Origin of the sequence: Mesorhizobium sp. 1B3 (assembly GCF_050958605.1) — a bacterium.
GTDB lineage: Bacteria > Pseudomonadota > Alphaproteobacteria > Rhizobiales > Rhizobiaceae.
The window spans coordinates 170,791-193,795 of the sequence record NZ_JBJHDO010000003.1 but is presented as its reverse complement, the minus strand read 5'-3'; the positions used below and the strand labels follow the sequence as shown (position 1 = coordinate 193,795).

The window sequence follows — 23,005 nt, the reverse complement described above, 5'->3', positions numbered from 1 at the left end:
AGACCATGACCCAGACCAGATCGATCTTGTGCTTTGGCGACTCGCTGACCTGGGGTTGGATACCCGTCATGGAAGGTTCTCCCACCTACCGCTACGCATATCAGGAGCGCTGGACCGGCGTCATGGCTTCACACCTGGGTGACGGCTTCGATGTTATCGAGGAGGGGCTGAGCGCACGCACGACCAGCCTCGACGATCCCAACGATCCTCGCCTCAACGGCAGCGCCTACCTGCCTTCGGCGATCGCGAGCCATCTCCCGCTCGACCTGGTGATCGTGATGCTCGGTACGAATGACACCAAATCTTTCTTTCACCGCACGCCCTACGAGATCGCTAATGGAATGGCGAAGCTGGTGGGACAGATTCTCACCGGGGGAGGCGGTATCGGGACACCCTATCCGGCGCCCAAGGCCCTTGTCGTTGCGCCTCCGCCACTGACGCCGATGCCGCATCCCTTCTTCCAAGGGATGTTCGGGGGCGGGCACGAGAAATCCGCCGCGCTTGCCGAGCAATACCGGGCGATGGCCGACTTCATGAAAGTGGATTTCCTCAATGCCGGCGACTTCATCACCACGGATGGTTGCGACGGTATTCACTTCACGGCCGAGAACAACCGCGATCTAGGCAAGGCGATCGCAGACAAGGTCAAGGAGATTTTCGCGCGAGAACCGGTGAAAAAGGTAGCCTGACGAGCAGAGGGGAGCGCCTTCGTGCTTTCCACCTCCGCCGCGCTTGCTGGCGATCCGGCTAAGCCGGCAAGCGCGGTGATGCTTCGGATGCCATATGATGCCTGAAGCGGTCGTAGTGGTTGACGACATCGGCGATCACCTGCTCCGCTTCGTATCCGAAGATGTCGTAGCCGAAGCCATCCCATGCCAAGGATACTTCGGCTCGATAGTATTGCCTCCGCTCACCTTCGCGGCGCGCCGCATCGGTAAGCGCGAAGGCCGGGATCGGATGCCCGATGGCTCGGACGCGGTATATGAAATCGGCTGTGTTTTCTCCATGCCCGACGGATAGTTGCATCCCGTCTTCGAGCTTTTCGATGCGGGCCGCCAAGTCGCGTTTAGCGAACTCCGCCTCCACCGAGGCAAGCGCCTTGGTCACGGTGGTTTCTATGTAGGCCATCACCTGGCGCTTCGAGGGGTGGCTGACGATGGCGCTCAGGCGTCGACGCCAGGAAATGCTACCATCCGTGTGAACGAGCGGGACGGGTGGCAATGGCCTTCGCGCCGTCTCGGCCGCGTCCTCGCTGAGCGCCCGCCACACGCCGTAGCACATGACGAGAATGATCACGGAAAGCGGCAACGCCGCGATCACGGCAGCCATCTGGACGGCCTCGAGACCGCCCGCCAGCAAAAGACATGCGGCCACTCCGCCACAGGTGAGTGCCCAAAAAACCCGAAGCCACAAAGCGGGTTCTTCTTCTCCGCGCGAGGTGATCATGGCGATGACCAGAGCGCCTGCGTCCGAGGCGGTGACGAAATATACGGCGACCAGCAATCCGGCTATCCACGACAGCAGGACGGACCACGGCAGATAGTCGAACACCGTGAAGAGTGCGATCGGCATGTTCTCAGCAACCGTGTTCGAGATCGCGCCGTTCGCCTCGTTGAGGTCGAGCCAAATGGCGATGTCACCAAAGACCGTGAACCAGATGAAGCTGAACCCAGCCGGTGCAAACAGGACCCCGAGGAGAAATTGCCGGACCGTTCGCCCGCGAGAAATCCGGGCGATGAACATGCCGACGAAGGGCGACCAGGACATCCACCACGCCCAATAGAAGAGGGTCCAGGTGCCGACCCATTCGGTCGGCTCGTAAGCGTAGATATGAAAGGTGCGCGCGACGAACGCGTTAATGTAGAGGCCGATATTCTCGACGAAAGCCTGCAGCAGGAACCTGGTTGGCCCGAGGGCCAGAATGAGACCCATCAGCACGAACGAGACGATCAGGATCATCTCGCTGAGGCGGCGGATACCGTTGTCGAGGCCGGTCGCCACCGTGATCGTCGCGAGGACCGTCACGATGCCGATCAGAACGAGCTGTGTCGTCAGGTCCTGGGGCAGGCCGAAGAGGTAGTTCATGCTCGCATTGAGCTGCGCCACGCCGAGTCCGAGGGATGTCGCCAGTCCGGCAAGCGTGCCGACCACGGCGAAGATATCGATCACATCCCCGACAGGGCCATGAATCCGATTCCCTAGAATCGGAAGGAAGGCGGATCGAACGAGCAGCGGCTGATCCTTGCGAAATCCAAAATAGGCTAGGGCTAAGCCGAGCACTCCGTATATCGCCCAGGCGTGAACGCCCCAGTGAAAAAAGGTGATTTCCATGGCGTCCCGCGCGGCCTGGGCGGTTCTGGGTTCGGCATCCGGCGGGGTGGAGAAATGCGTTATCGGTTCGGCAACCCCATAGAACACGATCCCGATGCCCATGCCTGCGCTGAACAGCATGGCGACCCAGGTCCCATAGCCGTAGTCCGGAACCGAGTCGTCAGGCCCAAGTTTGATCCTGCCGAGAGGACTCACGGTTAACGCCAGCAGAAATAGAACGAAGATTCCGACGGCGAGCATGTAGAACCAGCCCGCCTCCGCCAGCACCCAGCTGTTGGCATGCTCGAAGAGTGCGTTTGCCGATTGTGGCGCAATGCTGGCGTAGAGGATCAGGCCGACTGCGATGATGGCCGAGCCGAAGAAGGTGACGGGCGAAATGCTGGTCAGCTTGTTCAACAGCCGGATTCCCAGACTGATAGCGACTTGTTTGGAAATAGATCACGAAGGAAAATTTCCAACCAAGTGTTCAGTCCGGGCATCTGATCCCTCCAATGGAGGTTTTAGACGCTACGATCTCTTCGCCCACTCTGAAGGTCGAAACCGGCCACGATAGGCCTCGGCCTGCCTCACGATAAACTCCTTCACCTTCGCTGTCCGTAGGCGATAGCGCGGGTTTTCATGAGTTACGATCCAGTAGGATCGCGAAAATCTGACTTCCTCGACCAAGAGCCGTACCAGCTCGGGGTGGTGAGCCGCTATGAAGCAAGGCAGCAGCGCCACCCCCACGTCATGACAAGTGGCATCGACCTGCGTCAGGATGTTGGAGACTTGCAAATCCGCATCGCGGTTGGGCAGATAGTCGCGCAGATAATCATGGGCCGGGGTCGGCAGAAGGTCGGGGATATAGCCGATCACGAAATGGCGATCGATATCGGCGACTGAACCGATCTCCTCATGCGATTGCAAATAGTTGCGGCTGCAATAGAGACCGTACTCATAGTCGCACAGCTTGCGCGAAACCAAGGGACCCAGCGTCGGCCGCTCCATCATAATGGCAATATCGGCCTCTCGCTTGGTCAAGCTCACGATCGAAGGATCCGCAATCAGCTCGATCCGAATGTCGGGATGCTCGCGCAAGAGCACATCCAGCCTGCGCACGAAAAAATTCGAGGAGAAGCCCTCGGGCATCGTCAAGCGGATCGGTCCGGCAAGACTGTTCACCTCGGCCGCTACATCGGTCTGGATGCGGACTACCGCGCTTTCCATCTGCTGTACCTCGGCAGCAAGCCTCTGGCCTGCTTCGGTGATCTTGTAGCCGGCAGGCGAGCGCTCGAACAAAGGCACCCGCAAGCTGGCCTCAAGCGCGGCGATGCGCCGGCTGAGCGTCGAATGATCCAAGCCGAGACGGCGCGCCGCAACCGTCAGCCGCCCCATCCGGGCGACCGCAAGAAAGGCTTTCAGATCGTCCCAATCAAGCTCGGACGTATGGGAATTTTCACACATGCGCTTTGTGTATATGCGAATTTACAACAGGGTAAGCTGGTTTGTAGCACTGCTCTACCGTTTGGTGGTCCTGTGGAGGGGTTGGCCAAGCCAAGGAAACACAAATCAGCGGGAGTGTTCCGATGTCCATGTTCGACAAACTTCGCACGCTGGAAGCCTCAGGCAGACCCATCCGCGTCGGCATCATCGGCGCTGGAAAGTTCGGCTCGATGTATCTGTCGCAGGTCCCTCGCACTCCCGGAGTGCATCTGGTCGGCGTCGCGGACCTGAACCCGTCCAACGCTCGTGAATCGCTGCGCCGCGTCGGCTGGCCGGACGAGCGCTTCTCGGCCAAATCCTTCGAAGAGGCCAGCAAGACAGGGGCGACCTTCGTCACCGACAGCTCTGCCGGCATGATCGCCAGTCCCTTCGTCGACATCGCCATCGACGCCACCGGCCATCCGGCGGCAGGTGTTCGCCATGTTCTGCTGGCCTGCGAGCACGGCAAGCATATCATTATGGTGAACGTCGAGGCCGACGTGCTTGCCGGTCCGCTGCTGGCAAAAAAAGCCGAAGAAGCCGGCATCATCTATTCGATGGCCGCGGGCGACCAGCCTTCGCTCATCGCCGAACTCTGCGATTGGGCGCGTTGCACCGGGTTTGACGTGGTCTGTGCCGGAAAGGGCACCAAATACCTGCCGATCTATCACAAATCGACCCCCGAAACCGTCTGGGGTCATTACGGCTTCTCGCCGGAGCAAGTGGCGAGCGGCGACTTCAATCCGAAGATGTTCAATTCCTTTCTCGACGGCACCAAATCGGCACTAGAGATGGCTGCTGTCGCCAATGGCTGCGATCTCTTGCCACCCGATGACGGTCTCCTCTTCCCGGCCTGCGGCGCGGATGATCTGCAAAGCGTCCTGCGCCCCGAGGAATATGGCGGCATCCTCAAGCGCCGCGGTACCGTCGAGGTGGTCTCCTCGATCGAGCGCGACGGTCGCCCGGTCTTCCGCGACCTGCGTTGGGGTGTCTATGTCGTGATCGAGGGCGAGACCCAATATGTCCGCGACTGCTTCAAGCAATACGGCCTGCTGACCGATTCGACCGGCCGCTTCGCTGCCACCTATAAACCCTACCACTTGATTGGCCTGGAACTCGGCATTTCGGTCGCATCGATCGCCACTCGGCAGGAGCCCACCGGTCGTACCAAGGGCTGGAGCGCCGATGTCGTCGCCGTCGCCAAACGCAAGCTGAGCGCGGGAGAGATGCTCGATGGCGAGGGTGGCTATACCGTCTATGGCAAGGTGATTCCGGCCGCGACCTCTTCGAAGTTCGATGCGGTGCCGATCGGTCTGGCCCACGGCATGAAGCTCAAGCGCGATATCGAGGATGGCCAGGTCGTCTGCTGGTCGGATGTCGACTATGACGCTGATGACGTCACCATCAAGCTACGCAAGGATATGGAAAAGCAGTTCCTTGTGACCGCCTGATCGGCCGCTCGAAAGCTTTCACCACAAGACAGGCCTTGTGCCCGGCCGCAGCGGCGCGCCGCCCGGCGAAATGCTGCGGCCCAAAATCCAAGCGAAAGAGGACCAACATGGCACTTGACGGTGCGCCCCAGTCTTTGGGGGTCAAACTCGACAATGGCACACGGGTGACGCACGGCAGTGGCGCCAATGTGAAGGTTCCGCTCGAGGGCTTTCCCGTCACCATGCATGAACTTTATACAGGGAATGACGACGGCGCGAAGCTATCCTTCGAGGGCCAGTTCGGCTTCATCGAATTTCATCCCGACTGCCGCCTGCCACGCCATATCCACATGATCCGCGACGAGACGACGGGAAAGCTGGAGATGCTGCCCGAGCGCATCCTGGTGCTGAACGGCGTGGGCGTGACCGAGCTCTGTGGCGAATATTTCGTTGTGGCGCCGGGCAGCCTCGTCGACATCCCACCGGGTGTTCCGCACACCTGGAATGCTTGTCCGCCGGGAGTGAAACTGCCCGATGGCACGGTCTCGGACGGCCATTTCACGATGGTCTACAACTATTCGGACAAAACCAGCTTCTTTGCCACCGAGCAAACCGAGCTGCTGGGTAGCGCCGACGAGTATGTCGCTTATCAGGGCGATCTTCAGGACATTCGTTTCCCCATCTTGAACAAGGAGGAAATCGTCGCCCGGGCCCAGTTCGTCTGGAACAGCGACCTGCGCCAAGATCTTGATCTGGCGTGACAATTCACGGGCTGCGGCTTTAAGCCAGCGGCCCGTGAACGGCATTTGAACACACTTTCACTGGGAGGAATGCATGGGTTCAACATACACGGAAGGTCGGGGCCTGGTCGGCTCCATCGGCCATATCCTTGGCAAGATCCCCGGCGCCATGATGATCGTACCGCTGTTTCTTGGCGCGACACTCAACACCTTTTGGCCCGAGTTGCTGAACGTCGGCAGCTTCACCACGGCACTTTTCCGTGACGGCACGGGCGCGTTGCTCGGCCTGTTTTTCTTCTGCATGGGCGCGCAGATCGATTTTCGCCAGACCTCCGCGACGCTGCAGAAAGGCACCGCCATCCTGCTCGGCAAGGCCTTCATCGGCGGCACCATCGGCCTGCTCGTGGCCTTCTACATGCCGGGCGGCACGCTGTGGGGCCTGACCCCGCTTGCCATCATCGCCGGAATGACCAACTCGAACTCGGCGCTCTACGTGGCCCTGACCAAGCAGTTCGGTAACGCTTCCGACCGTGGCGCGGTTTCGGTGATCTCGCTGAACGACGGCCCGTTCATCACCTTGCTTATCCTCGGCACCGCGGGCCTTGCGGCTTTCCCGATGGAAATGCTGATCGGCTGTCTGCTGCCGCTGGTTCTCGGCTTCGTCGTCGGCAACACCTCGCCCAACGCGCGCAAGTTCCTCGAGCCGGGCGAGATGCTGCTTATCCCGTTCCTGGGCTTCGTGGTCGGCCGTGGCATAGACTTCTCGATGCTGCTGCAGGCCGGCATGCAAGGCGTCCTGTTGGGCATCGGCACGGTGATCTGCTCCGGGGTGGCTGCCATGCTGTTCCTGCAGCTTATGTTCGTGGCCACTCGCCGCCCGCACGCCACCCGCAACCTGATCTCCGGCGCCGCTGAATCGACGGTTGCTGGAAACGCGGTCGCCACACCGGCCGCTGTGGCTCTGCTCGACCCGAGCTACAAGGCAATCGAGGCGATTTCGACTTCGCAGGTCGCCGCAGCCACGATCACCACCGCCCTGCTGGTGCCCTTCCTCGTGATGGCCGTGTCGCGTTGGCAGAATGCTCGCGGCATCTCGCCGAATGCGGAAGAGCATTGGATCAATACCGGCAGCGTCGAATACGAGCCAGCCGCCGGCCAGCGTCAGCCGGCCCGAGCAAGTCTTTGAGATCCGGTGTGGAGACGAGCCATTCTCCTCCCCACGATCCGACTGTCCCCGAACATCCGAGGAGCAATACATGACCGCCAACCCATTCATCGGCCTCGACCGCGCTTATCGCAACTATATCGACGGAGCCTTCGTTGACGCCGGATCCGAACTGATCGACGTCATCAACCCAGCCACCGGCGCCGTTATCGCCCGCGTTCCGGAAACGAACGCGACCGAGGTCGACCACGCCGTCGCCGCCGCTCGCAGCGCCCAGGGCTCATGGGAAAAGCTGCCCGCCATCGAGCGCGCGGCCCATCTGCGCAAGATCTCTGCCAAAATCCGTGAAAATCGTACGGCTCTCGCCGACATTCTTGTCAAGGAGCAAGGCAAGATCCAGGGCCTCGCGCAGGTCGAAGTCGACTTCACCGCCGACTATATCGACTACATGGCCGAATGGGCGCGCCGCATCGAGGGCGAGGTCCTCACCTCGGATCGCCCGAACGAAACCATGTTGCTGCTTCGCAAGCCCGTCGGGGTCGTCGCCGGCATCCTGCCGTGGAACTTCCCCTTCTTCCTGATCGCGCGCAAGCTGGCTCCTGCTCTGGTCACCGGCAACACCATCGTGATCAAGCCGAGCGAAGAAACTCCGATCAACGCCTACATCTTCGCTGAGCTGGTCGCCCAGACTGATCTCCCGAAGGGCGTCTTCAACCTGGTCGGCGGCCGCGGCCGCACCGCGGGCGAAGCTCTGGCCTCGCATCCGGGCGTGGATCTGATCACCTTCACCGGATCGGTCGGCACCGGCTCGCACATCATGCAGCTCGCCGGAAAGAACCTGACCCGCGTCAATCTGGAACTGGGCGGCAAGGCTCCGGCCATCGTCCTGAAGGACGCCGACATTGATCTCGCCGTAAAGGCGATCTTCGAGTCGCGCGTCATCAACACCGGACAGGTCTGCAACTGCGCGGAACGCGTGTATGTCGAGCGCGACGTCCATGACGTGCTGGTCGAGAAGCTGAAAGCCCTGTTCGAAAGCACGCGCTATGGCGATCCGTCAGTGGAAGACGATCTGCACATGGGGCCGCTGGTCAACCAGGCCGGTCTGAGCAAGGTTGCGGACGCTGTGGCGCTGGCCAAGGAGCAGGGCGCTAAAGTCGTCACCGGCGGCAAGATCGCCGAGCGTGGCCAGGGCTTCCACTACGAGCCGACGCTCCTCATCGGCGCCACCGCCGAAATGGACATCATGCGCCGCGAGACCTTCGGTCCGGTGCTGCCGATCCAGGCTGTAGATAGCCTCGACGAGGCGATCGCGTTGGCCAACGACTCGGAATACGGTCTCACCTCGTCGATCTATACGAGCAACCTGAACTCGGCACTGAAAGCCGCGCGCGAACTGAAGTTCGGCGAAACCTATATCAACCGCGAGAATTTCGAGGCGATGCAAGGTTACCACGCCGGCCGCCGGAAGTCCGGCATCGGTGGTGCCGATGGCAAGCATGGCCTCTATGAATTCACCGACACCCACGTCGTTTATATCAAGGGTGAATAATATTCGCCGACCAAACTGAAAACCAGGCGCTGCGCTTCTGGCGCATGCGCCTGGTTTTGTCATTGGCGAGGGCTCCTGCGGCAATCCAATGCGCCGCTCGGGCATTGCTTTATTTGCTTGAGATGGGGAGGTGTGCGTCTCTAAGGGAACACATCCACAACCTGCACAGCTACCTCTCCTACTCAGGATGCAGACCGCGGCCCCAGGCGTTACTTGCCGATCGGGAATTGTGCGACGCAAGCCGTCCTGCTTATTTGCCCGACTTGACGACGCCGGCCTTGGGCGCGAACTTGAAGACGCGCTTGTGGGTTTCAAGAATCGCGCGGGTATTTACCCGAACTATACCTTCGACATTTGCGAGTTGGTTCGTCAGGAAATCCACGAATTCGGCGTTGGAGGCGAAGGTAGCGCCGGCGAAGATGTCGAAGCTGCCGGTGGTAATGTAGACGAAATAGACCTCCGACAGGCTCGACAGCTTCTTGGCGACACGACGAATGCTCTTCGTCTCGACCTCGATTTCCATCATGATCCAGGTCGTGTGGCCGAGATTGAGCGGATTGGTCAATGCTACGAATTCGATCACGTTCGACTTGATCAATCGGCTCAGTCGGTTGCGCACTGTCGATTCCGGTACGCCGAGCGAATCGGCGATTGCCTTTGCGGGTGCGCGCGCATCCTGATGCAGATGCTTGATGATGCCGACGTCGAGTTCATCGAGATTGATAGCGATTTCCATCGGCGCTGCTCTCCGGTCTGGCCTGGTGTCGTCAAGTTAATACGGAGCGTTTCCGACGAAGGCAATGAAAGCCGCCGGTTTCCTGGAGATGCCGATCTGGCCAAATCCCCGGGCTCTCCGGAAAACGGTATTGCGGAGCGACAGCCGGGCCATCGAGGTCCCGCATGCCAGATCTGGCCATATCAGTCCTTCAGATTACTCGTTGATGCGATATCAGCAAAAAAAGTTGCTTTTTTTTGCTGAAAAATTCATATAGTGCGAAGCGAAGCAGAGGAATCCGCCACGATGACGAAGTCGGCTGGGCGAACGGAGGGTAAGCAATGCTGGGCTCATCGCTGGAGAGCCGGAACATGGTAGACGATGTGGAAAAGCCTGCACCGGCAGGCCCGGACGCCGACGCCTATCGGCGCTGGCTGTCGGGAGCGTATGCGCAGGAGTTGGCGGCGCGCGGCGCGCGCAAGTCCTTCCGCACCGACGTCGGCATTGAAATCGCGCCGCTCTACACGCCTGCCGATCTTGAACGCATCGGATTCGATTATCGCCGCGACCTCGGCCTGCCCGGCGAATATCCCTTTGCGCGGGGTGATCGTGCCGGAATGTTCCGCACCGAGAGCTTCGTCGTTTCGGCTTATGCCGGCTTCGGCGACGGCGTGGCCTGCAACGCGCGCTTCAAGCGGCTGCTCGACATCGGCGCGGAGCAGATCCTCGTCGCGCTCGACCTGCCGACCCAGTGCGGCTACGATTCCGACCACGAGATGGCAGCGGCCGAGGTGGGGCAGGTGGGCGTCGCTATCGACACCCTCGCCGACATGGAGGCCCTTTTCGAAGGCATTCCGGTCGACACGGTCAAGCGCGTCGGCACGCTCGGCAATTCGATAGGACCGATTGTGCTCGCTCTCTATGCCGCCCTCGGGGAAAAGCAGGGCGTCGCCTGGAAGGACTACACGGTCAATCTCCAGAACGACCCGTTGAAGGAATATATCGCGCGTGGGACGCAGATCCTGCCGGCCGAACCCGCGGCGCGGCTCGCCTGCGATGCGGTCGCCTGGTGCATCGGCACGGCGCCGCACTGGTCGCCGATGACGGTCTGCGCCAACCACATTAATGCCGGTGGGGCGGGCTCCTCCATGGCGCTATCGATCGCGCTTTCCAATGCGCTCCACTACATCGACCTGATGCTCGCCAAGGGGCACGATATCGACGACGTGGCCCCGCTCATCCACATGTTCCCTGACGAGCGGCATGATTTCTATATTTCAGTGGCGACGCTGAGGGCGCTTCGCCGCGTCTGGGCGCGGCTGATGAAGGAGCGTTACGGCGCAACACGCGGCGAGGCGTTGGCGCTCCGGACCACCGTCTACGGCCACGGCCAGGAATCGCTCCAGGAGCCGCTCAACAACATCGTGCGCACCGCCATCGGCACGCTCGCCTACATGCTCGGCGGCGCGAGCTACGTCTATCTCGCCGGCTACGACGAGGCGGTCTCGACTCCGGGCGAGGAATCGATGCGCGTGGCGCTCCGCACGCTGCAGATCATCGCCAGCGAGCACGGGCTCGCCGACGCTATCGACCCGATGGGCGGCTCCTATTTGATCGAGACGCTGACGGCGGCGGTCGAGACGCAGATCCTCGACGGGCTCGCCGAGATCGAGCGGCTCGGCGGTGCGCTCGCCGTCATCGACACGGGCTACGGCCGTCGTCTGATGACCGAGGGCGCGGTAAGGCGCCAGCGCGCGATCGACACTGGCGAACGGCCGTGGGTCACCGTCAACCGCTTTCCGGTCAAGCCAAACGTGCCCAACACCGCCTTCCGCGGCGATCCGGAGGCGACCGACCGCCAGCTTCGCCGCCTCGCCGAGGTGAGATCGCAGCGCGACGGGGTTCGCGTTGCCGAGCTGCTTGCCGACATCGACCGCGCCTGCGCCGAGGGGCGCAACTGCACGCCCGTAGTGCTCGATGCGGTCAGGGCCTATGCCACAGTAGGGGAGATCTGCCAGGTCTGGCGCGACCGTTTTGGCATCTTCACCCCGTCGACCGATTTCTGAACCGGGTGAACGATGACGCGACGGCGGCTGCGTATACTGATTGCGAAAGTGGGTCTCGACGGCCACGACGTGGGCGCGCGCGTGGTGGCGCGCGGACTGGTCGATGCGGGCATGGAGGTCATCTACACCGGCTTGCGCCGCACGCCGGCGCAGATCGTGCGCGCCGCGATCGAGGAGGATGTTGACTGGATCGGCATCAGCGTCCTTTCCGGCGCGCACCGCGTGCTGGTGCCGCGCATCCGCGCCATCCTCGACGAGGCCGGCGCGGGCGATATCCGCATGATGGTCGGCGGCATCATCCCGCAGGAGGACGTGCCGGAGCTCGAGGCCGCCGGAGTCGCCCGCGTCTTCCTCTCCGGCACCCCGATCGCCGAGATCGTCGAATTCCTCGAACAGTCACCCATGGATACGCAGGATGCATGATACGAAATTCGGACATGGCTCGACTGTCGGCCGGTTGATGGCCCAGGCGGCGCGGCGCTTCGGGTCGCGAACGGCGCTGATCTCGGGCGATCTCGCCTGGACCTTCGCCGAGTTCGACGCCATCGCCGACCGCCTCGCCGCTGGCCTTGCCGAGCGGCTTTCACCGGGTAGCCGGGTCGCGTTGATGATGCGCAATTGCGCCGACTACCTTTTCCTGCAGGCGGCGATCGAGCGCGCTGGGCTCGTGCGCGTGCCCATCAACGCGCTCGCGACCGCCCATGACGTCGAACTGATCGTCAAGGACTGCACACCGGGCGCCTTTTTCCACGACGAAGCAGCGGCCGCGCGCATTCCCATCCGCGATGGCCTCTGGCGCGCCTCCGTCGACGGCGGTGCGGCGGCGTGCGGGCCATCCTATGCCGAGCTTCTTTCCGCCGGACGTGCCGTCGGTATGGGCGAGGAGCCGAACCTCGATGACCTTGCCTCGATCAACTACACGTCGGGCAGTTCCGGCCGGCCGAAGGGCGTGATGCTCAATCACCGCAATTGGGCGGCTGTCTATCGCAACATGCTGATCGACCGCGACATCCGCGCCGATGACGTAGTCGCCCATATCGGGCCGCTCACCCACGCGAGCGGCACCTATTTCGTGCCCTGGTTCCTGCGCGGGGCGGCGAACGTGCTGGTCGAGGGCGGGTCCATCGAAGGCCTGCTCGAAACGATAGAGCGTCACGGCGTGACCGTGTTCACCTGCGTGCCGACAATGCTCACCCGCATCGTCAATCATCCGCGGGTCGGCGATTTCGACCTCTCGACGCTCAGGATGATCGGCTACGGCGCCGAGCCGATCCCGCGCAACACGCTGGCGCGCGCGCTCGATCTCTTCGGCCCGATCCTCGTCCAGAACTACGGATTGACCGAGGCGATGATGACTTGCACGACGCTGCCGCCGGAACATCATTTCGACGCGGCGGGCAATCCGCGGTTCGGCGCGATCGGCAGGCCCTATACCTTTGTCGAGATCGTCCTGCGCGACGAGGCCGGAAACCCGGTCCCGAACGGCGAGATCGGCGAGATCACCGTGCGTTCCGATCATGTCACGGAAGGGTACTGGGGCATGCCGGAAGCGACGGCGGCCGTCCTGCGCGACGGCTGGCTCTGGTCGGGCGATCTCGCGCGCATGGGCGAGGACGGCATCCTTTCGCTCGTCGGGCGCTCCAAGGACATGCTGATCTCGGGCGGTTTCAACATCTATCCCCAGGAGATCGAATCGGCGCTGACCAGCTGCGCCGACATCGTCGAGGCGGCGGTCATCGGGGTTCCCGATCCGGCCTGGGGAGAAATCGCTGTCGGCTATGTCTCGCTCGCGGCGGGCTCTGCACGGCGCGCCGACGACATCCTCGCGGAGATCAAGCCACGGCTCGGCATCCGTACTCCCAAGCGGATCGAAATCCTCGAACACCTGCCGAAGAACGGCAACGGCAAGGTCGACAAGAAAGCGCTGCGCGCGGGCGCGGCCATGGAGGCGTCATGAGGGGCGAGGTCGTCATCGCCGGGGCGGTGCGCACGCCCTTCGGCCGCTTCGGCGGCGCGCTGCGGGAAGTCTCCGCGCCCGAGCTCGGCGCTTTCGCCGTCGACGCCGCGCTCGATCGCGCCGGTCTCGCGCCGGAGGCGGTGGAGGCCGCCTATCTCGGCGTCGGCATGGTCTGCGCGGGGATGCTCACCCCGGTGCGACAGGCGGTGCTGCGTTCGCGGCTGAGACAGGAGACTCCTTCCCTCGGCATCGACCGCGCCTGCTGCTCGGGCATGACCGCGGTGGGCCTCGCATTCAAGGATATCCGCGCGGGAGAAAGTTCCCTCGTCGTGGCCGGCGGCTTCGAGAGCCTCTCAAGGACGCCGCAGCTCCTGCAGCGCAGCCACGCCAACCGCGTCGGCAGCGTCACCGTCGACGATCCCCTGATGATGCGCGGCGAGGTGGTCGAGAACTCGATCTCCGGCTACACGGCGCGCGAGGCCCTGCAGCACGGGGTCGATCGCGCGATGCAGGACGAATGGGCGCTGCGGAGTCATGAGCGCTACTTCGCGGCGGACGCGCAAGGCTTTTTCGACGCGGAGCGGCTGGTCTTCGACAAGGGCGCGACGAGGCTCGACAAGGACGAGGCGCCGCGCGCCGACACCTCGCTCGAAAAGCTCGGCAAGCTCAGGACCGTCTACGACAGCGAGACCGTGACAGCCGGCAACGCGCCCGGCCTCTCCGACGGGGCGGCGGCGATGATCGTTGCAAGCACATCGGCCGCGAAGGCGCACGGGCTCGACGTCCAGGCGACGATCGTCGCATATGCCCAGGTCTGCGGCGGGCCAACTTCGGGCTCCTACACCCCGGCGGCGGCGATTTGCGAAGTCCTGCGCAAAGCAGACGCGCGGCTCGACGACGTCGCGCTCATCGAGATCAACGAGGCCTTCGCGGCGACTCCGTTGGTGTCGACGTTGAGGCTCGCCGACGGCGACCAAGCGGGTGCGGAGCGCCTGCGCGAGCGCACCAACGTCCACGGGGGGGCCGTGGCCATCGGCCATCCGCTCGGCGCCAGCGGTGCCCGCCTCGTCACGACTCTCGCCGCGGCCTTGAGGGCCCGCGGCGGCGGGCTCGGATTGGCCGCAATCTGCGGCGGGTTCGGCCAGGGCGATGCGGTCCTGGTCAGGGTCGATGGGTGATGGACGGGGGCGAGCGCCGCCGGATTGCCCGCGCGATCAGCGCCGCCGAGAACCGCGGTCCTGAATGCGAAACCGTGCTGCGCGCGGCCTATGCTACGCGCGGGCAGGTGCGCATCATCGGCGTTACCGGACCGCCGGGGGCGGGCAAATCGACCTTCGTCGACCGATTTGCCACCCATCTCGCGCGCGCCGGGCGGCGCGTCGCCATCATCGCCATCGACCCGTCGAGCCCCTTTTCCGGCGGCGCGCTTCTCGGAGACCGGGTGCGGCAGGGCGAAAGTGCCGCCGAGGAGAATGTCTTCTTTCGCTCGGTTTCGGCGCGCGGCTCTATCGGGGGCCTGAGCGAGACGGCGGTCGATGTGATCGCCGTATTGTCCGGCTTCGGCTTCGACTATGTCCTCCTCGAAACCGTCGGCGCGGGCCAGTCCGACGTCGAGATCCGGGAGATCGCCGACTGCACCTTCGTCATGACCGTACCCGGCCTCGGCGACGGCGTCCAGGCTTCCAAGGCTGGGCTGATGGAGATCGGCGACGTCTTCATCGTCAACAAGGCGGACCTGCCGAACGCCGCCGATACGGCCAAGCACATCCGCGCTGCGATCTCCGCCGCCTATATGGGCAAGCCGGGTCTGAACCGCGTCGAGCCGGCGAAGCGCCCGGCGTTCGGCGCGAATGGCCATACCAGCGACGGCCTGCGCGCGCTGATGCGCCGCCACGGCGACATGGCCTCTGACGACTGGGTCTGGGTGCCGCCGGTGCTGTCCGTCTCCGCTGCGCGGGGCGATGGGGTCGCCGAGGTCGCAGCGGCCGCCGACACCTATCTCGACTGGTTTTCCGAAACCGGCCGGCGGGCCGAGCGCGAACGCGATCGGCTCTACCGGCAGATTCTGAGGACGCTGTCCGCGATCCTGATCGCGCGCTTCTCGATGCCGGTCGGGGGCACGTCCTTTCCGCCCGAAGTGGCGGAATGGGTGGAGCGGATTTCCGGCGGCGAGGCCAGCCCGCTCGACGCGGCGCGGGCGCTCGCCGCTTCGCAAAGTGGGCATTCGCAAAGTGGGCAAATGAACCCGGACACCGAGGAAAGGTGACATGGCAACCGTCGAACTCGAAGGCGTGCGCAAGAATTTCGGAAATCTCGAAGTGGTTCACGGCGTCGATCTCGCGATCGGGGAGGGTGAGTTCACCGTCCTCGTCGGGCCGTCCGGCTGCGGAAAATCCACCTTGCTCAGGATGATCGCAGGATTGGAGGAGGTGACGTCGGGCGCGGTGATGATTGGCGGCGAGGTGGTCAACCACCTCCCGCCCAAGGACCGCGACATTGCGATGGTGTTCCAGAACTATGCGCTCTACCCGCACAAGACCGTAGCGGCGAACATGGAGTTCGGCCTGAAGCTCCGGAGGTTGCCGGACGCTGAAATCAGGCGGCGCGTCGCGGCGGCCGCCGACATTCTCGGCCTGGCTGACCTCCTCGGCCGCTATCCGCGCCAGCTCTCCGGCGGCCAGCGGCAGCGCGTCGCCATGGGCCGAGCCATCGTCCGTGACCCGCAGGTCTTCCTCTTCGACGAGCCCTTGTCGAACCTCGACGCCAAGTTGCGCGTGCAGATGCGGACCGAGATCAAGGCCTTGCAGAAGCGGCTCGCCACCACCTCGGTCTACGTCACTCACGACCAGGTCGAGGCGATGACCATGGCCGACCGTATCGTCGTCATGCACAACGGCCATATCGAGCAGGTCGGCGCGCCGCTCGACCTCTACGAGAAGCCGGCAAACATGTTCGTCGCGGGCTTCATCGGCTCGCCGGCGATGAACTTCATCCCCGGTACGGTCGCGCGCGACGGTGCCGGACCGACGCTCCGGGCGGCTGGCGGGCTGAGGATCCGGCTCAACCACGATTGCGCCTGCGAGGCGGGGCGTGAGGTCGTCTGCGGCATCCGCCCCGAGCACCTGTCTATTACGGATGGAGACGAGCCGGACGCATTTCCCGCCGAACTGCGCTACATCGAGCCGACGGGCTCGCAGACCTTCGTCTTCGCCGATATCCCCGGCGGCCCGCAGGTCTGCCTGATCACCGCACAGCCGCGCGCACTGACGCCCGGCTCGGCGATCCGGCTGCGGGCCGCGCGCGAGTGGATACACCTCTTCGACCGGGAAACCGGCGCCGTGCTGGCGTGAGCGGCCTCAGAGACCGTTCGAGAATTCGCTCCGGCGGGACAGATGGCGTGGTTCTCGAGAACCGGAGCGCGCGTATATGAGGTACGTGAGCACCGGAAGCGCAGAAAACCGCGTCAGATGTCCGCCGGAGTAGAATTCTCAAACGGTCTCTCAGGCTCCGGGCATCTCGAAGGGCGCGGGATCGACGAAGCGGCGGAGCACGTTTCCGGTGAGCCGCGCGATGTCATTGGCGAAGCCGTTATGGGAGAGCGTTCCGGCATAGGCGATTGAGCCAGTCGAGAACACCGCGCCGCCGTTCGGGCATTCGAAGAAGACGATGTCGGCCCTGACCGCCGGGTTGAACATCGCGCCGGTGCCGAGATGCGGCACCAGCACCATGTCGTTCGCCGGTTGATAGGCGGGGGAATGATTTTCGGACGAGGCGAGCACCAGGGCATGGGCCGGCGAGCCGAGACGAGAGTCGCAGCTGTCCAGCTCCTCGCCGGCCGCGCCGCCCGAAGCGCCGAAATCGCCGAGGATCTCGTTCTCGATACCTTCGAAGATGAACGCGGCCCGCGGGTCGCGGCTGGCCGCCGTGCGCCGGAAGTAGCTCGAGCGGTCGAAGCCCTGGCCGGAGAAGCCGATACCGACGAGGCGGTGCGGCGAGCGGCCCTGGCGGCGCCACAGCCCGCTCATCTCGCCGGAGAAGCCCATGTGGTATTCGCCCGGATCGGCATCCCAGGCGCGGGTGCCATCCTCGGCGCGGCGCGTCTCGATGATGCCCTGCTCCTCGGGGTGATAGGCGATGCGCCAGTAGAATCCGTTGCCGCCGAGATACATCAGCCGCCCCCCCTCCGAGAGATAGCCTTCGACCGCGTCGTACATTTCGGTCGAGTAGTATTCGGGGTGCGCGCCAGTGAGGACGACGCGGTAGGGCTCGAGCAGCTTCTTGCCGTGGACATGCAGGTCGTCGTCGGTGATGACGTCGAAGTCGAGGCCGAGCTTCTCCAGCCATTCGACGACGAAAAGATCCTCGGAGAAGTTCCAAAGTCGGCCTTTGGGCCGGAAGTTCGTCACCGGGCGGAGCCGCGTGCCGTAGGCGACGCCCGAGCCGTCGGAGTGGGTGCAGTAGGTCGAAAGCCCGAGCGGATAGTCGAGGAGTTGCAGGTCGGCGGCGTCGAAATCGAGGACGCGTCCGCGGATCAGCTCAGTCGTGGGCAGGAAGAAGCGGGCGCGGTTGTTGGCATAGACGGTGTATGTGGCAGTCGGGGCGAGGAAGGCGATCTTCGCCTTCTGCTCTCCCGGTCGGACGAAGAAGGGAATGTATGTCTCGGCCGCGCCGCTCCGGAGCCGGCACGCATAGACGCCGCTCGGCCAGTTGGCGGCGATCCCGATCTCCACGTCAGTCTCCCAGCCGGCATCGTCAATATCGTCGTCGTGGAAGTGGATGGCGCCATAATGCGACGGATCGGCGCTGAAGTCGCGCACCGTGCCGTCCCAGAGATGGCCGGTCATGGCGCGGGTCGGCTGGTTGAAGAGGCGTCCGTCATGACCGTACGGCCCGGCATCAACGGCACGACCCGTGCTGATATCCCGGGAGAAATCCCAGGCGGCGAGCGCGTCGGGGCGCGCGGCGAGACCGGCGGGCGAAAGCGGCAGGGCGCCAAGGCCATCGGCATCGAGCGCCGAACCGAGTATCGCCGGCGCCTCGATCTTGCCGTTGAAGTGGCCGCCATGGCTCTCGCCGTGCGCGTCGTCCTCATGCCAGGCGGCGATCAGGAACGGCCGGCCGGACCGGGCAGATGCGAGCGGGATCGTGCCGTGCGCCACGGTGTGCCTCGCCGCCACGAAGCCCTGGCCGGGCAGGGGTTCCTGCACGATGCGGACCTCGCCGGTCGCTGCGTCATGGCTTGCCGCCACTCGGCTCCAGATGCGCAGCGGCAGCGGCGTTCCCGTCGTCACCTCCGCTGTCTTTTCGCCGTCGCCCACGCGCAGCGTCAATGCGCCTTCGGCGTCGAGGAAAAGGACGACGCCCTTGCGTTCTCCCGCCGACCAGTCGCCGAGGAGCGCGCCCGGTTTGCCATAGAGCGTCGGCCAGACGAGCATCTGGATGCTGAAGGAGAGGGGCATTGCCGGCCCTTCGGGAAACGCCGCGTAGGAGCCGGGCCGCAACGGCTGCGTGCGGCCACTGAAACTGCCGAGGCTCGCGACCTCGCTCTCTTGGAAACCGGCGTCGTTCGCGCCACGTGCCGGAGCATGGAGGCGCACCACGTCGGCGCGGTAGCTCTCGATGCCCGGTGTCGAAATCTTGATCCCCACCTTGTCGCCAGCGCCGGCAGTGAGCGTGTCGGCATAGGCGAGGATGACTCGGCTCGTGTCGGGCGGCGCGATTTCCTCGGCGGCGGGCGCTTCGATCTCGCCAAGATCGGCGGCGAGGTCGCGGCCGGTCAGGATCCGCCAGCGCAGCTTGAACACCGTCCACTCAGCTTCCTCTATCGAGGAGAAGGCGTAGCCAGGCACCACGCGCGGGCGCAGCGGTACGCCGGAAATTTGAGCGAGCAGCCATTTCTCGCGCGGTTTCGCCACGATCAGGCAGTGCTTGCCCTCAACCGGCAGGCCTCGCATGCGGGTGAGCACCGCCGTCAACTCGGCGCTGTGCGGCCCGAGCGGGTTCGCCCTGAACTCGCGTGCTAGGTCGAGGCGGCTGGGATCGATCTCGTACATCGAACTCTCGCTTGTGGTGGAAGTGGCTGGATTCGTGGTGACAAGACAGGGTGGGCGGAAGGACCAGGATCAGGCGGCATTCTGCGTCGGAACTTGGCGCCATGGCAATGCCGCCCGCCAAATGTCCGGATAAATGAAAACGTTCGATAGATAATAAAATATTGCGATATTCGCAATAACTATGGTTAAATTATGTTGAAAACGCACAAAGACTCGTCTATGGTCCCCGAAATCGACACGAGCGTCAGGGAGGGATGTCATGTCGGACGACCGCATTCATGGAAGCACTCGCAGGGAATTCATCCGCAATGCCGGGCTAGGGGCGCTGGCAGTCGCTGCCGGCGGCCTGTCGCGACCGGGACTCGCACGTGCCGCGCCGCAGATAGCACTCGTGGGCTGGACGTTCCGACCGGACATGGTCCAGACCTATATCGACATGTTCAACGAGAAGTACGGCGAGGACGTCGACTATTCGACGCTGCCCTGGCCGACCTTCCATCCGACGCTGGAGCAGCGCTTTTTCGCCGGCGAAATCGTCGATGTCATGTACTGCACCCATAACAACCGGCAGCGCTGGTTCGAGCGGGGCATGATCCGCAACATCGAGGATCTGGAAGGGTTCGACGAGATCAGGTCGGCCATGCTGCCGGCCGCGCTCGCCAGCCTGACGAGCAAGGACGGCGAACACGTGATCGCGTTGCCCTATTACTCGGCCTATTTCATCATGATGTACAACGATCCCATGCTGAAACAGGCGGGCTTCGAGAAGCCGGGCTCGACCTGGGACGAGATCATCGAGCAGTGCGTCAAGCTGAAGAAGGACGGCATCTCCGAATATCCGATGCTGCCCAACTGGAATCCGACGCAGACCGGCACCAACCCGCAGTTCCTGAGCGACTGCTTCGCCGAAGGGGCGACGCTGTTCGACGACGCCAACAAACTGCGGGCCGACCAGGACGAGGTCGCCCATGTTATGGAGCGCTGGCAGAAGATGTACGAGCTCGGGCTCGTCACGCCGGAGATATTCACCCAGGCGTCCTCGACGGATACGCATCGGATGATGTTCACCGGCAAGTATGCCTTTCATTCCAACCACTGCAACTACCTGCAGGACACCGCCACGGACGAGAAGCAGTCTCAGCTCGCCGGCAAGAAGGCGCGGATCACACCCTATCCGGGCAAGACCGGCGACACATATGCCTGGACCGATTCCTACGTGCTCAACGCCAAGACCGAAGCGCTCGACGACGCCTGGAAGCTCATGCGCTTCCTCGGCGCCAATCTCAACGGCGACTGGCACGTCCAGAAGCAGTGGGCAGTCTCGTCTGGCGTGCAGAACCCCTATCCCGCCTTCTACGAGGATCCGGAGGTGATCGCCTCGACCGACACTTGGGTCGATCCCGAGATCCTCAAGCAGCAGGCTGGCAAGGGCAAGGTCATCAACGCCTTCAAGGAGAGCTGGTATCCGGAATACGACACCAAGGTCGTGCCGATCATGCACGACATGATCCGCAAGAAGTCGACGGTGCCGGAAACGATCGAGGCAATGACGCAGCTCTACACGTCGGTTGCCTCTTGAGGCCCTGGGGCGCTGCCCGACCGGACGCGACGACGGGAGAAAACACGGCCGATGGCTGATCTGGCGACACTCGGAAAGGGAAGGCTGCCGGCGCGCGCCGGCGCGAAGGGCGGCGGTGGCCTTTCCCGCCGCTTCCATCTTTATGCCAACACGCAGTCCGGCTTCGCCACGCTCCTGATACTGCCGGCGCTGACGGTGATCTTCGTCGTCGTCTTCTTTCCGCTTCTCTATTCGATCTGGCTCAGCCTCGCCGAGGTCGACCTGCTGGATACGTCCGGCCCCAGCCTCAACCTCTTCGGCGTGCCAATCCCCCTCTACCAATTCGTCGGGCTCGCGAACTACCGCGAGCTCGCTGGCGACCCGCTCTACTGGAATGCGCTGATGCGCACCGTCTATTTCGTCACCGCCTTCGTCATCGAGGCGACGGTGATCGGGCTTGCCATGGCGCTCGTCCTCAACACCGAATTCTTCGGCCGCCCGATCCTGAGGGCGGCGCTCCTCATCCCTTGGTCGATGTCGCGCGTCGTCGTCGGGCTGCTCTGGCTCGGCATGCTGTCGTCTGACTTCGGTGCCCTCAACGCGGTCATGCATCGGCTCCGGCTGATCGACCAATACATCGCCTTTTTCGAGAACGGCTTCTCGGCGCTCAACACGCTGGTCCTCGTCTATGTGTGGAACCAGGCGCCCTTCGCCACAGTCCTTTTCCTGGCCGGCCTGCAATCGATCCCGAAAGACCTCTACGCCGCGGCCGAAGTCGACGGCGCCGGGTTCTGGCGCAAGCTCTGGCACGTGACGTTGCCGTCGCTCAGGCCGATGATGTTCCTCGTCCTGGTCCTGTCGACCGTCAACGGCTTCCTCATGCTCGATCTCATCTTCGTCATGACCTTCGGCGGGCCGGGCAACGACACGACGACCGTCTCCTGGCACGGCTATCGCACGGCCTTCAATCTCTTCCAGTTCGGTCCCGGGACGGCGATTCTGTTCACGCTCACTCTGATGTGCGTGGTGTTGACGGTCGTCTACCAGCGGCTGGTGCTGTCGAAATTCCAGGCGGAGTAGGGTATGGTCGCCGTCACCACCGATTACCGCCGCGCGCTCGGGCCAAGGATCGCCTCGACACTCGGCCTCTACGCGCTCGCCGGGCTCGTCGCGATCTGGTTGATCGGTCCGTTCCTGTGGCTGTTCATCACTTCGATCAGCTACCAGCGCGACCTGCTCGCCATGCCGACGCCGCTCCTGCCGATCAATCCGACTTTCGAGAACTACCAGAAGATCCTCGGATTGACCGAGTTCAACCATGCCGACCAGGCCCGGCTCGTTATCGCCTCGCTGTCGAACTCCTTCATCGTCGCGATCGCGGTCACCGCGATCAACATCGTCTTCGGCAGTGCCGCCGGTTACGCCTATGCCCGTCACCGCTCGCGGGCGATGAGCCTGTCGCTATATTTCGTCCTGTTCACGCGCATGCTGCCGGTCGTCGTGCTCATCCCGGCGATGTTCCTGATGCTGAGGCAGGTGGGGCTGCAGAACTCGCTGATCGGGCTCACCATCGCCTACTGCTCCTTCACATTTCCCTTCACGATCTGGATCATGAAGAGCTATTTCGAAACGATCCCGCGCGAGCTCGAGGAAAGCGGCCTTGTCGACGGCTGCACGCGCTTCCAGGTGTTCCTCAGGCTGATCGTGCCGATCTCGGGACCGGGGTTCGTCGCGGCGGGCGCATTCACCTTCGTGCTCGCCTGGAACGAATTCCTCGTCGCTCAGGTGCTCAATTCCAAGCGCGGCATGACCACGCTGCCGCCGGCGATCGCCGGCATGCTCGGTCAGGCCAATATCGACTACGCGATCATCGCAGCCTCCGGATTCATCTCCGCGCTTCCGGCGGCCCTGCTCGCCCTCATTTTCCAGCGCTACATGGTGCAGGGGCTGACGGCCGGCTCGGTGAAGAGCTGACCA

Annotated in this window: 18 protein-coding genes; 14 read left to right on the top strand and 4 right to left on the bottom strand. The window is 63.5% G+C overall.

Features of this window, described 5'->3' with window-relative positions; all coding sequences use genetic code 11:
• The first annotated feature begins 5 nt into the window (after positions 1 to 5).
• Positions 6 to 689 carry an SGNH/GDSL hydrolase family protein gene (locus ACCO56_RS09945; RefSeq protein ID WP_433640174.1) on the top strand — a complete coding sequence of 228 codons (684 nt, stop codon included), beginning with the start codon at positions 6 to 8 and terminating at the stop codon, positions 687 to 689.
• A gap of 58 nt (positions 690 to 747) precedes the next feature.
• On the opposite strand, the gene ACCO56_RS09940 is transcribed toward ACCO56_RS09945, so the two are convergent.
• Positions 748 to 2,727, bottom strand: a complete 1,980-nt coding sequence (locus ACCO56_RS09940) for a BCCT family transporter (RefSeq protein WP_433640171.1) — start codon at positions 2,725 to 2,727, stop codon at positions 748 to 750.
• A 111-nt stretch (positions 2,728 to 2,838) separates the two neighbouring features.
• On the bottom strand, positions 2,839 to 3,774 hold the full coding sequence (locus ACCO56_RS09935; RefSeq protein WP_433640168.1) for a LysR family transcriptional regulator: 936 nt from the start codon (positions 3,772 to 3,774) through the stop codon (positions 2,839 to 2,841).
• Between the two features lie 122 nt (positions 3,775 to 3,896).
• Between ACCO56_RS09935 and ACCO56_RS09930 the strand changes: the two genes are divergently transcribed.
• The 4 genes from ACCO56_RS09930 (at position 3,897) to aldA (ending at position 8,679) form a co-directional block, all read left to right on the top strand.
• On the top strand, positions 3,897 to 5,243 hold the full coding sequence (locus ACCO56_RS09930) for an NAD(P)H-dependent oxidoreductase (RefSeq protein WP_433640166.1): 1,347 nt from the start codon (positions 3,897 to 3,899) through the stop codon (positions 5,241 to 5,243).
• Positions 5,244 to 5,350: 107 nt separating this feature from the next.
• Positions 5,351 to 5,983, top strand: coding sequence for a cupin domain-containing protein (locus tag ACCO56_RS09925; protein ID WP_433640165.1), 633 nt, complete (start codon positions 5,351 to 5,353; stop codon positions 5,981 to 5,983).
• Between the two features lie 73 nt (positions 5,984 to 6,056).
• A complete protein-coding gene (locus ACCO56_RS09920; RefSeq protein WP_433640163.1) occupies positions 6,057 to 7,148 on the top strand; it encodes a 2-keto-3-deoxygluconate permease in 1,092 nt (363 codons plus the stop codon).
• 70 nt (positions 7,149 to 7,218) lie between these two features.
• Positions 7,219 to 8,679 carry an aldehyde dehydrogenase gene (gene aldA / locus ACCO56_RS09915; protein ID WP_433640162.1) on the top strand — a complete coding sequence of 487 codons (1,461 nt, stop codon included), beginning with the start codon at positions 7,219 to 7,221 and terminating at the stop codon, positions 8,677 to 8,679.
• A 250-nt stretch (positions 8,680 to 8,929) separates the two neighbouring features.
• On the opposite strand, the gene ACCO56_RS09910 is transcribed toward aldA, so the two are convergent.
• Entirely contained in the window at positions 8,930 to 9,415 is a 486-nt protein-coding gene (locus tag ACCO56_RS09910) for an Lrp/AsnC family transcriptional regulator (RefSeq protein WP_433640161.1), read from the bottom strand.
• Positions 9,416 to 9,735: 320 nt separating this feature from the next.
• Between ACCO56_RS09910 and ACCO56_RS09905 the strand changes: the two genes are divergently transcribed.
• From ACCO56_RS09905 to ACCO56_RS09880, 6 genes are read left to right on the top strand one after another with little or no spacing between them, the layout of a single operon-like run.
• Positions 9,736 to 11,460, top strand: coding sequence for a methylmalonyl-CoA mutase family protein (locus ACCO56_RS09905; protein WP_433640159.1), 1,725 nt, complete (start codon positions 9,736 to 9,738; stop codon positions 11,458 to 11,460).
• Between the two features lie 12 nt (positions 11,461 to 11,472).
• Positions 11,473 to 11,883 carry a cobalamin B12-binding domain-containing protein gene (locus tag ACCO56_RS09900; RefSeq protein WP_433640158.1) on the top strand — a complete coding sequence of 137 codons (411 nt, stop codon included), beginning with the start codon at positions 11,473 to 11,475 and terminating at the stop codon, positions 11,881 to 11,883.
• Entirely contained in the window at positions 11,876 to 13,417 is a 1,542-nt protein-coding gene (locus ACCO56_RS09895) for a class I adenylate-forming enzyme family protein (protein WP_433640157.1), read from the top strand. Before ACCO56_RS09900 ends, ACCO56_RS09895 begins: the two co-directional genes overlap by 8 nt.
• Entirely contained in the window at positions 13,414 to 14,595 is a 1,182-nt protein-coding gene (locus tag ACCO56_RS09890; RefSeq protein ID WP_433640155.1) for a thiolase family protein, read from the top strand. The genes ACCO56_RS09895 and ACCO56_RS09890 overlap by 4 nt, the downstream gene beginning before the upstream one ends.
• The gene (meaB, locus tag ACCO56_RS09885; RefSeq protein ID WP_433640153.1) at positions 14,595 to 15,683 is read left to right on the top strand and encodes a methylmalonyl Co-A mutase-associated GTPase MeaB; all 1,089 of its coding nucleotides are present in this window, start codon (positions 14,595 to 14,597) and stop codon (positions 15,681 to 15,683) included. The genes ACCO56_RS09890 and meaB overlap by 1 nt, the downstream gene beginning before the upstream one ends.
• A 1-nt stretch (position 15,684) precedes the next feature.
• Complete coding sequence (locus tag ACCO56_RS09880) at positions 15,685 to 16,767, top strand: ABC transporter ATP-binding protein (RefSeq protein ID WP_433640152.1); 1,083 nt, start codon at positions 15,685 to 15,687, stop codon at positions 16,765 to 16,767.
• Positions 16,768 to 16,917: 150 nt separating this feature from the next.
• On the opposite strand, the gene ACCO56_RS09875 is transcribed toward ACCO56_RS09880, so the two are convergent.
• On the bottom strand, positions 16,918 to 19,470 hold the full coding sequence (locus ACCO56_RS09875) for a N,N-dimethylformamidase beta subunit family domain-containing protein (protein WP_433640150.1): 2,553 nt from the start codon (positions 19,468 to 19,470) through the stop codon (positions 16,918 to 16,920).
• A 259-nt stretch (positions 19,471 to 19,729) separates the two neighbouring features.
• On the opposite strand from ACCO56_RS09875, the gene ACCO56_RS09870 reads away from it, so the two are divergent.
• Genes ACCO56_RS09870 through ACCO56_RS09860 form a run of 3 tightly spaced genes read left to right on the top strand, consistent with a single transcriptional unit; the run spans position 19,730 to position 23,002 of the window.
• A complete protein-coding gene (locus ACCO56_RS09870) occupies positions 19,730 to 21,049 on the top strand; it encodes an ABC transporter substrate-binding protein (protein WP_433640148.1) in 1,320 nt (439 codons plus the stop codon).
• 51 nt (positions 21,050 to 21,100) lie between these two features.
• Entirely contained in the window at positions 21,101 to 22,108 is a 1,008-nt protein-coding gene (locus ACCO56_RS09865; protein WP_433640146.1) for a carbohydrate ABC transporter permease, read from the top strand.
• A gap of 3 nt (positions 22,109 to 22,111) precedes the next feature.
• Complete coding sequence (locus tag ACCO56_RS09860) at positions 22,112 to 23,002, top strand: carbohydrate ABC transporter permease (RefSeq protein WP_433640145.1); 891 nt, start codon at positions 22,112 to 22,114, stop codon at positions 23,000 to 23,002.
• Positions 23,003 to 23,005: the final 3 nt, after the last annotated feature.

Excerpts from the sequence above, each read along its gene's own strand:
- ACCO56_RS09945 (WP_433640174.1), top strand. The coding sequence starts at position 6 with ATGACCCAGACCAGATCGATCTTGTGCTTTGGCGACTCGCTGACCTGG.
- ACCO56_RS09930 (WP_433640166.1), top strand. The coding sequence starts at position 3,897 with ATGTCCATGTTCGACAAACTTCGCACGCTGGAAGCCTCAGGCAGACCC.
- meaB (WP_433640153.1), top strand. The coding sequence starts at position 14,595 with ATGGACGGGGGCGAGCGCCGCCGGATTGCCCGCGCGATCAGCGCCGCC.
- ACCO56_RS09890 (WP_433640155.1), top strand. The coding sequence starts at position 13,414 with ATGAGGGGCGAGGTCGTCATCGCCGGGGCGGTGCGCACGCCCTTCGGC.
- ACCO56_RS09895 (WP_433640157.1), top strand. The coding sequence starts at position 11,876 with ATGCATGATACGAAATTCGGACATGGCTCGACTGTCGGCCGGTTGATG.
- ACCO56_RS09925 (WP_433640165.1), top strand. The coding sequence starts at position 5,351 with ATGGCACTTGACGGTGCGCCCCAGTCTTTGGGGGTCAAACTCGACAAT.
- ACCO56_RS09865 (WP_433640146.1), top strand. The coding sequence starts at position 21,101 with ATGGCTGATCTGGCGACACTCGGAAAGGGAAGGCTGCCGGCGCGCGCC.
- ACCO56_RS09920 (WP_433640163.1), top strand. The coding sequence starts at position 6,057 with ATGGGTTCAACATACACGGAAGGTCGGGGCCTGGTCGGCTCCATCGGC.
- ACCO56_RS09910 (WP_433640161.1), bottom strand. The coding sequence starts at position 9,415 with ATGGAAATCGCTATCAATCTCGATGAACTCGACGTCGGCATCATCAAG.
- ACCO56_RS09935 (WP_433640168.1), bottom strand. The coding sequence starts at position 3,774 with ATGTGTGAAAATTCCCATACGTCCGAGCTTGATTGGGACGATCTGAAA.
- ACCO56_RS09905 (WP_433640159.1), top strand. The coding sequence starts at position 9,736 with ATGCTGGGCTCATCGCTGGAGAGCCGGAACATGGTAGACGATGTGGAA.
- aldA (WP_433640162.1), top strand. The coding sequence starts at position 7,219 with ATGACCGCCAACCCATTCATCGGCCTCGACCGCGCTTATCGCAACTAT.
- ACCO56_RS09900 (WP_433640158.1), top strand. The coding sequence starts at position 11,473 with ATGACGCGACGGCGGCTGCGTATACTGATTGCGAAAGTGGGTCTCGAC.
- ACCO56_RS09875 (WP_433640150.1), bottom strand. The coding sequence starts at position 19,470 with ATGTACGAGATCGATCCCAGCCGCCTCGACCTAGCACGCGAGTTCAGG.
- ACCO56_RS09870 (WP_433640148.1), top strand. The coding sequence starts at position 19,730 with ATGTCGGACGACCGCATTCATGGAAGCACTCGCAGGGAATTCATCCGC.
- ACCO56_RS09880 (WP_433640152.1), top strand. The coding sequence starts at position 15,685 with ATGGCAACCGTCGAACTCGAAGGCGTGCGCAAGAATTTCGGAAATCTC.
- ACCO56_RS09860 (WP_433640145.1), top strand. The coding sequence starts at position 22,112 with ATGGTCGCCGTCACCACCGATTACCGCCGCGCGCTCGGGCCAAGGATC.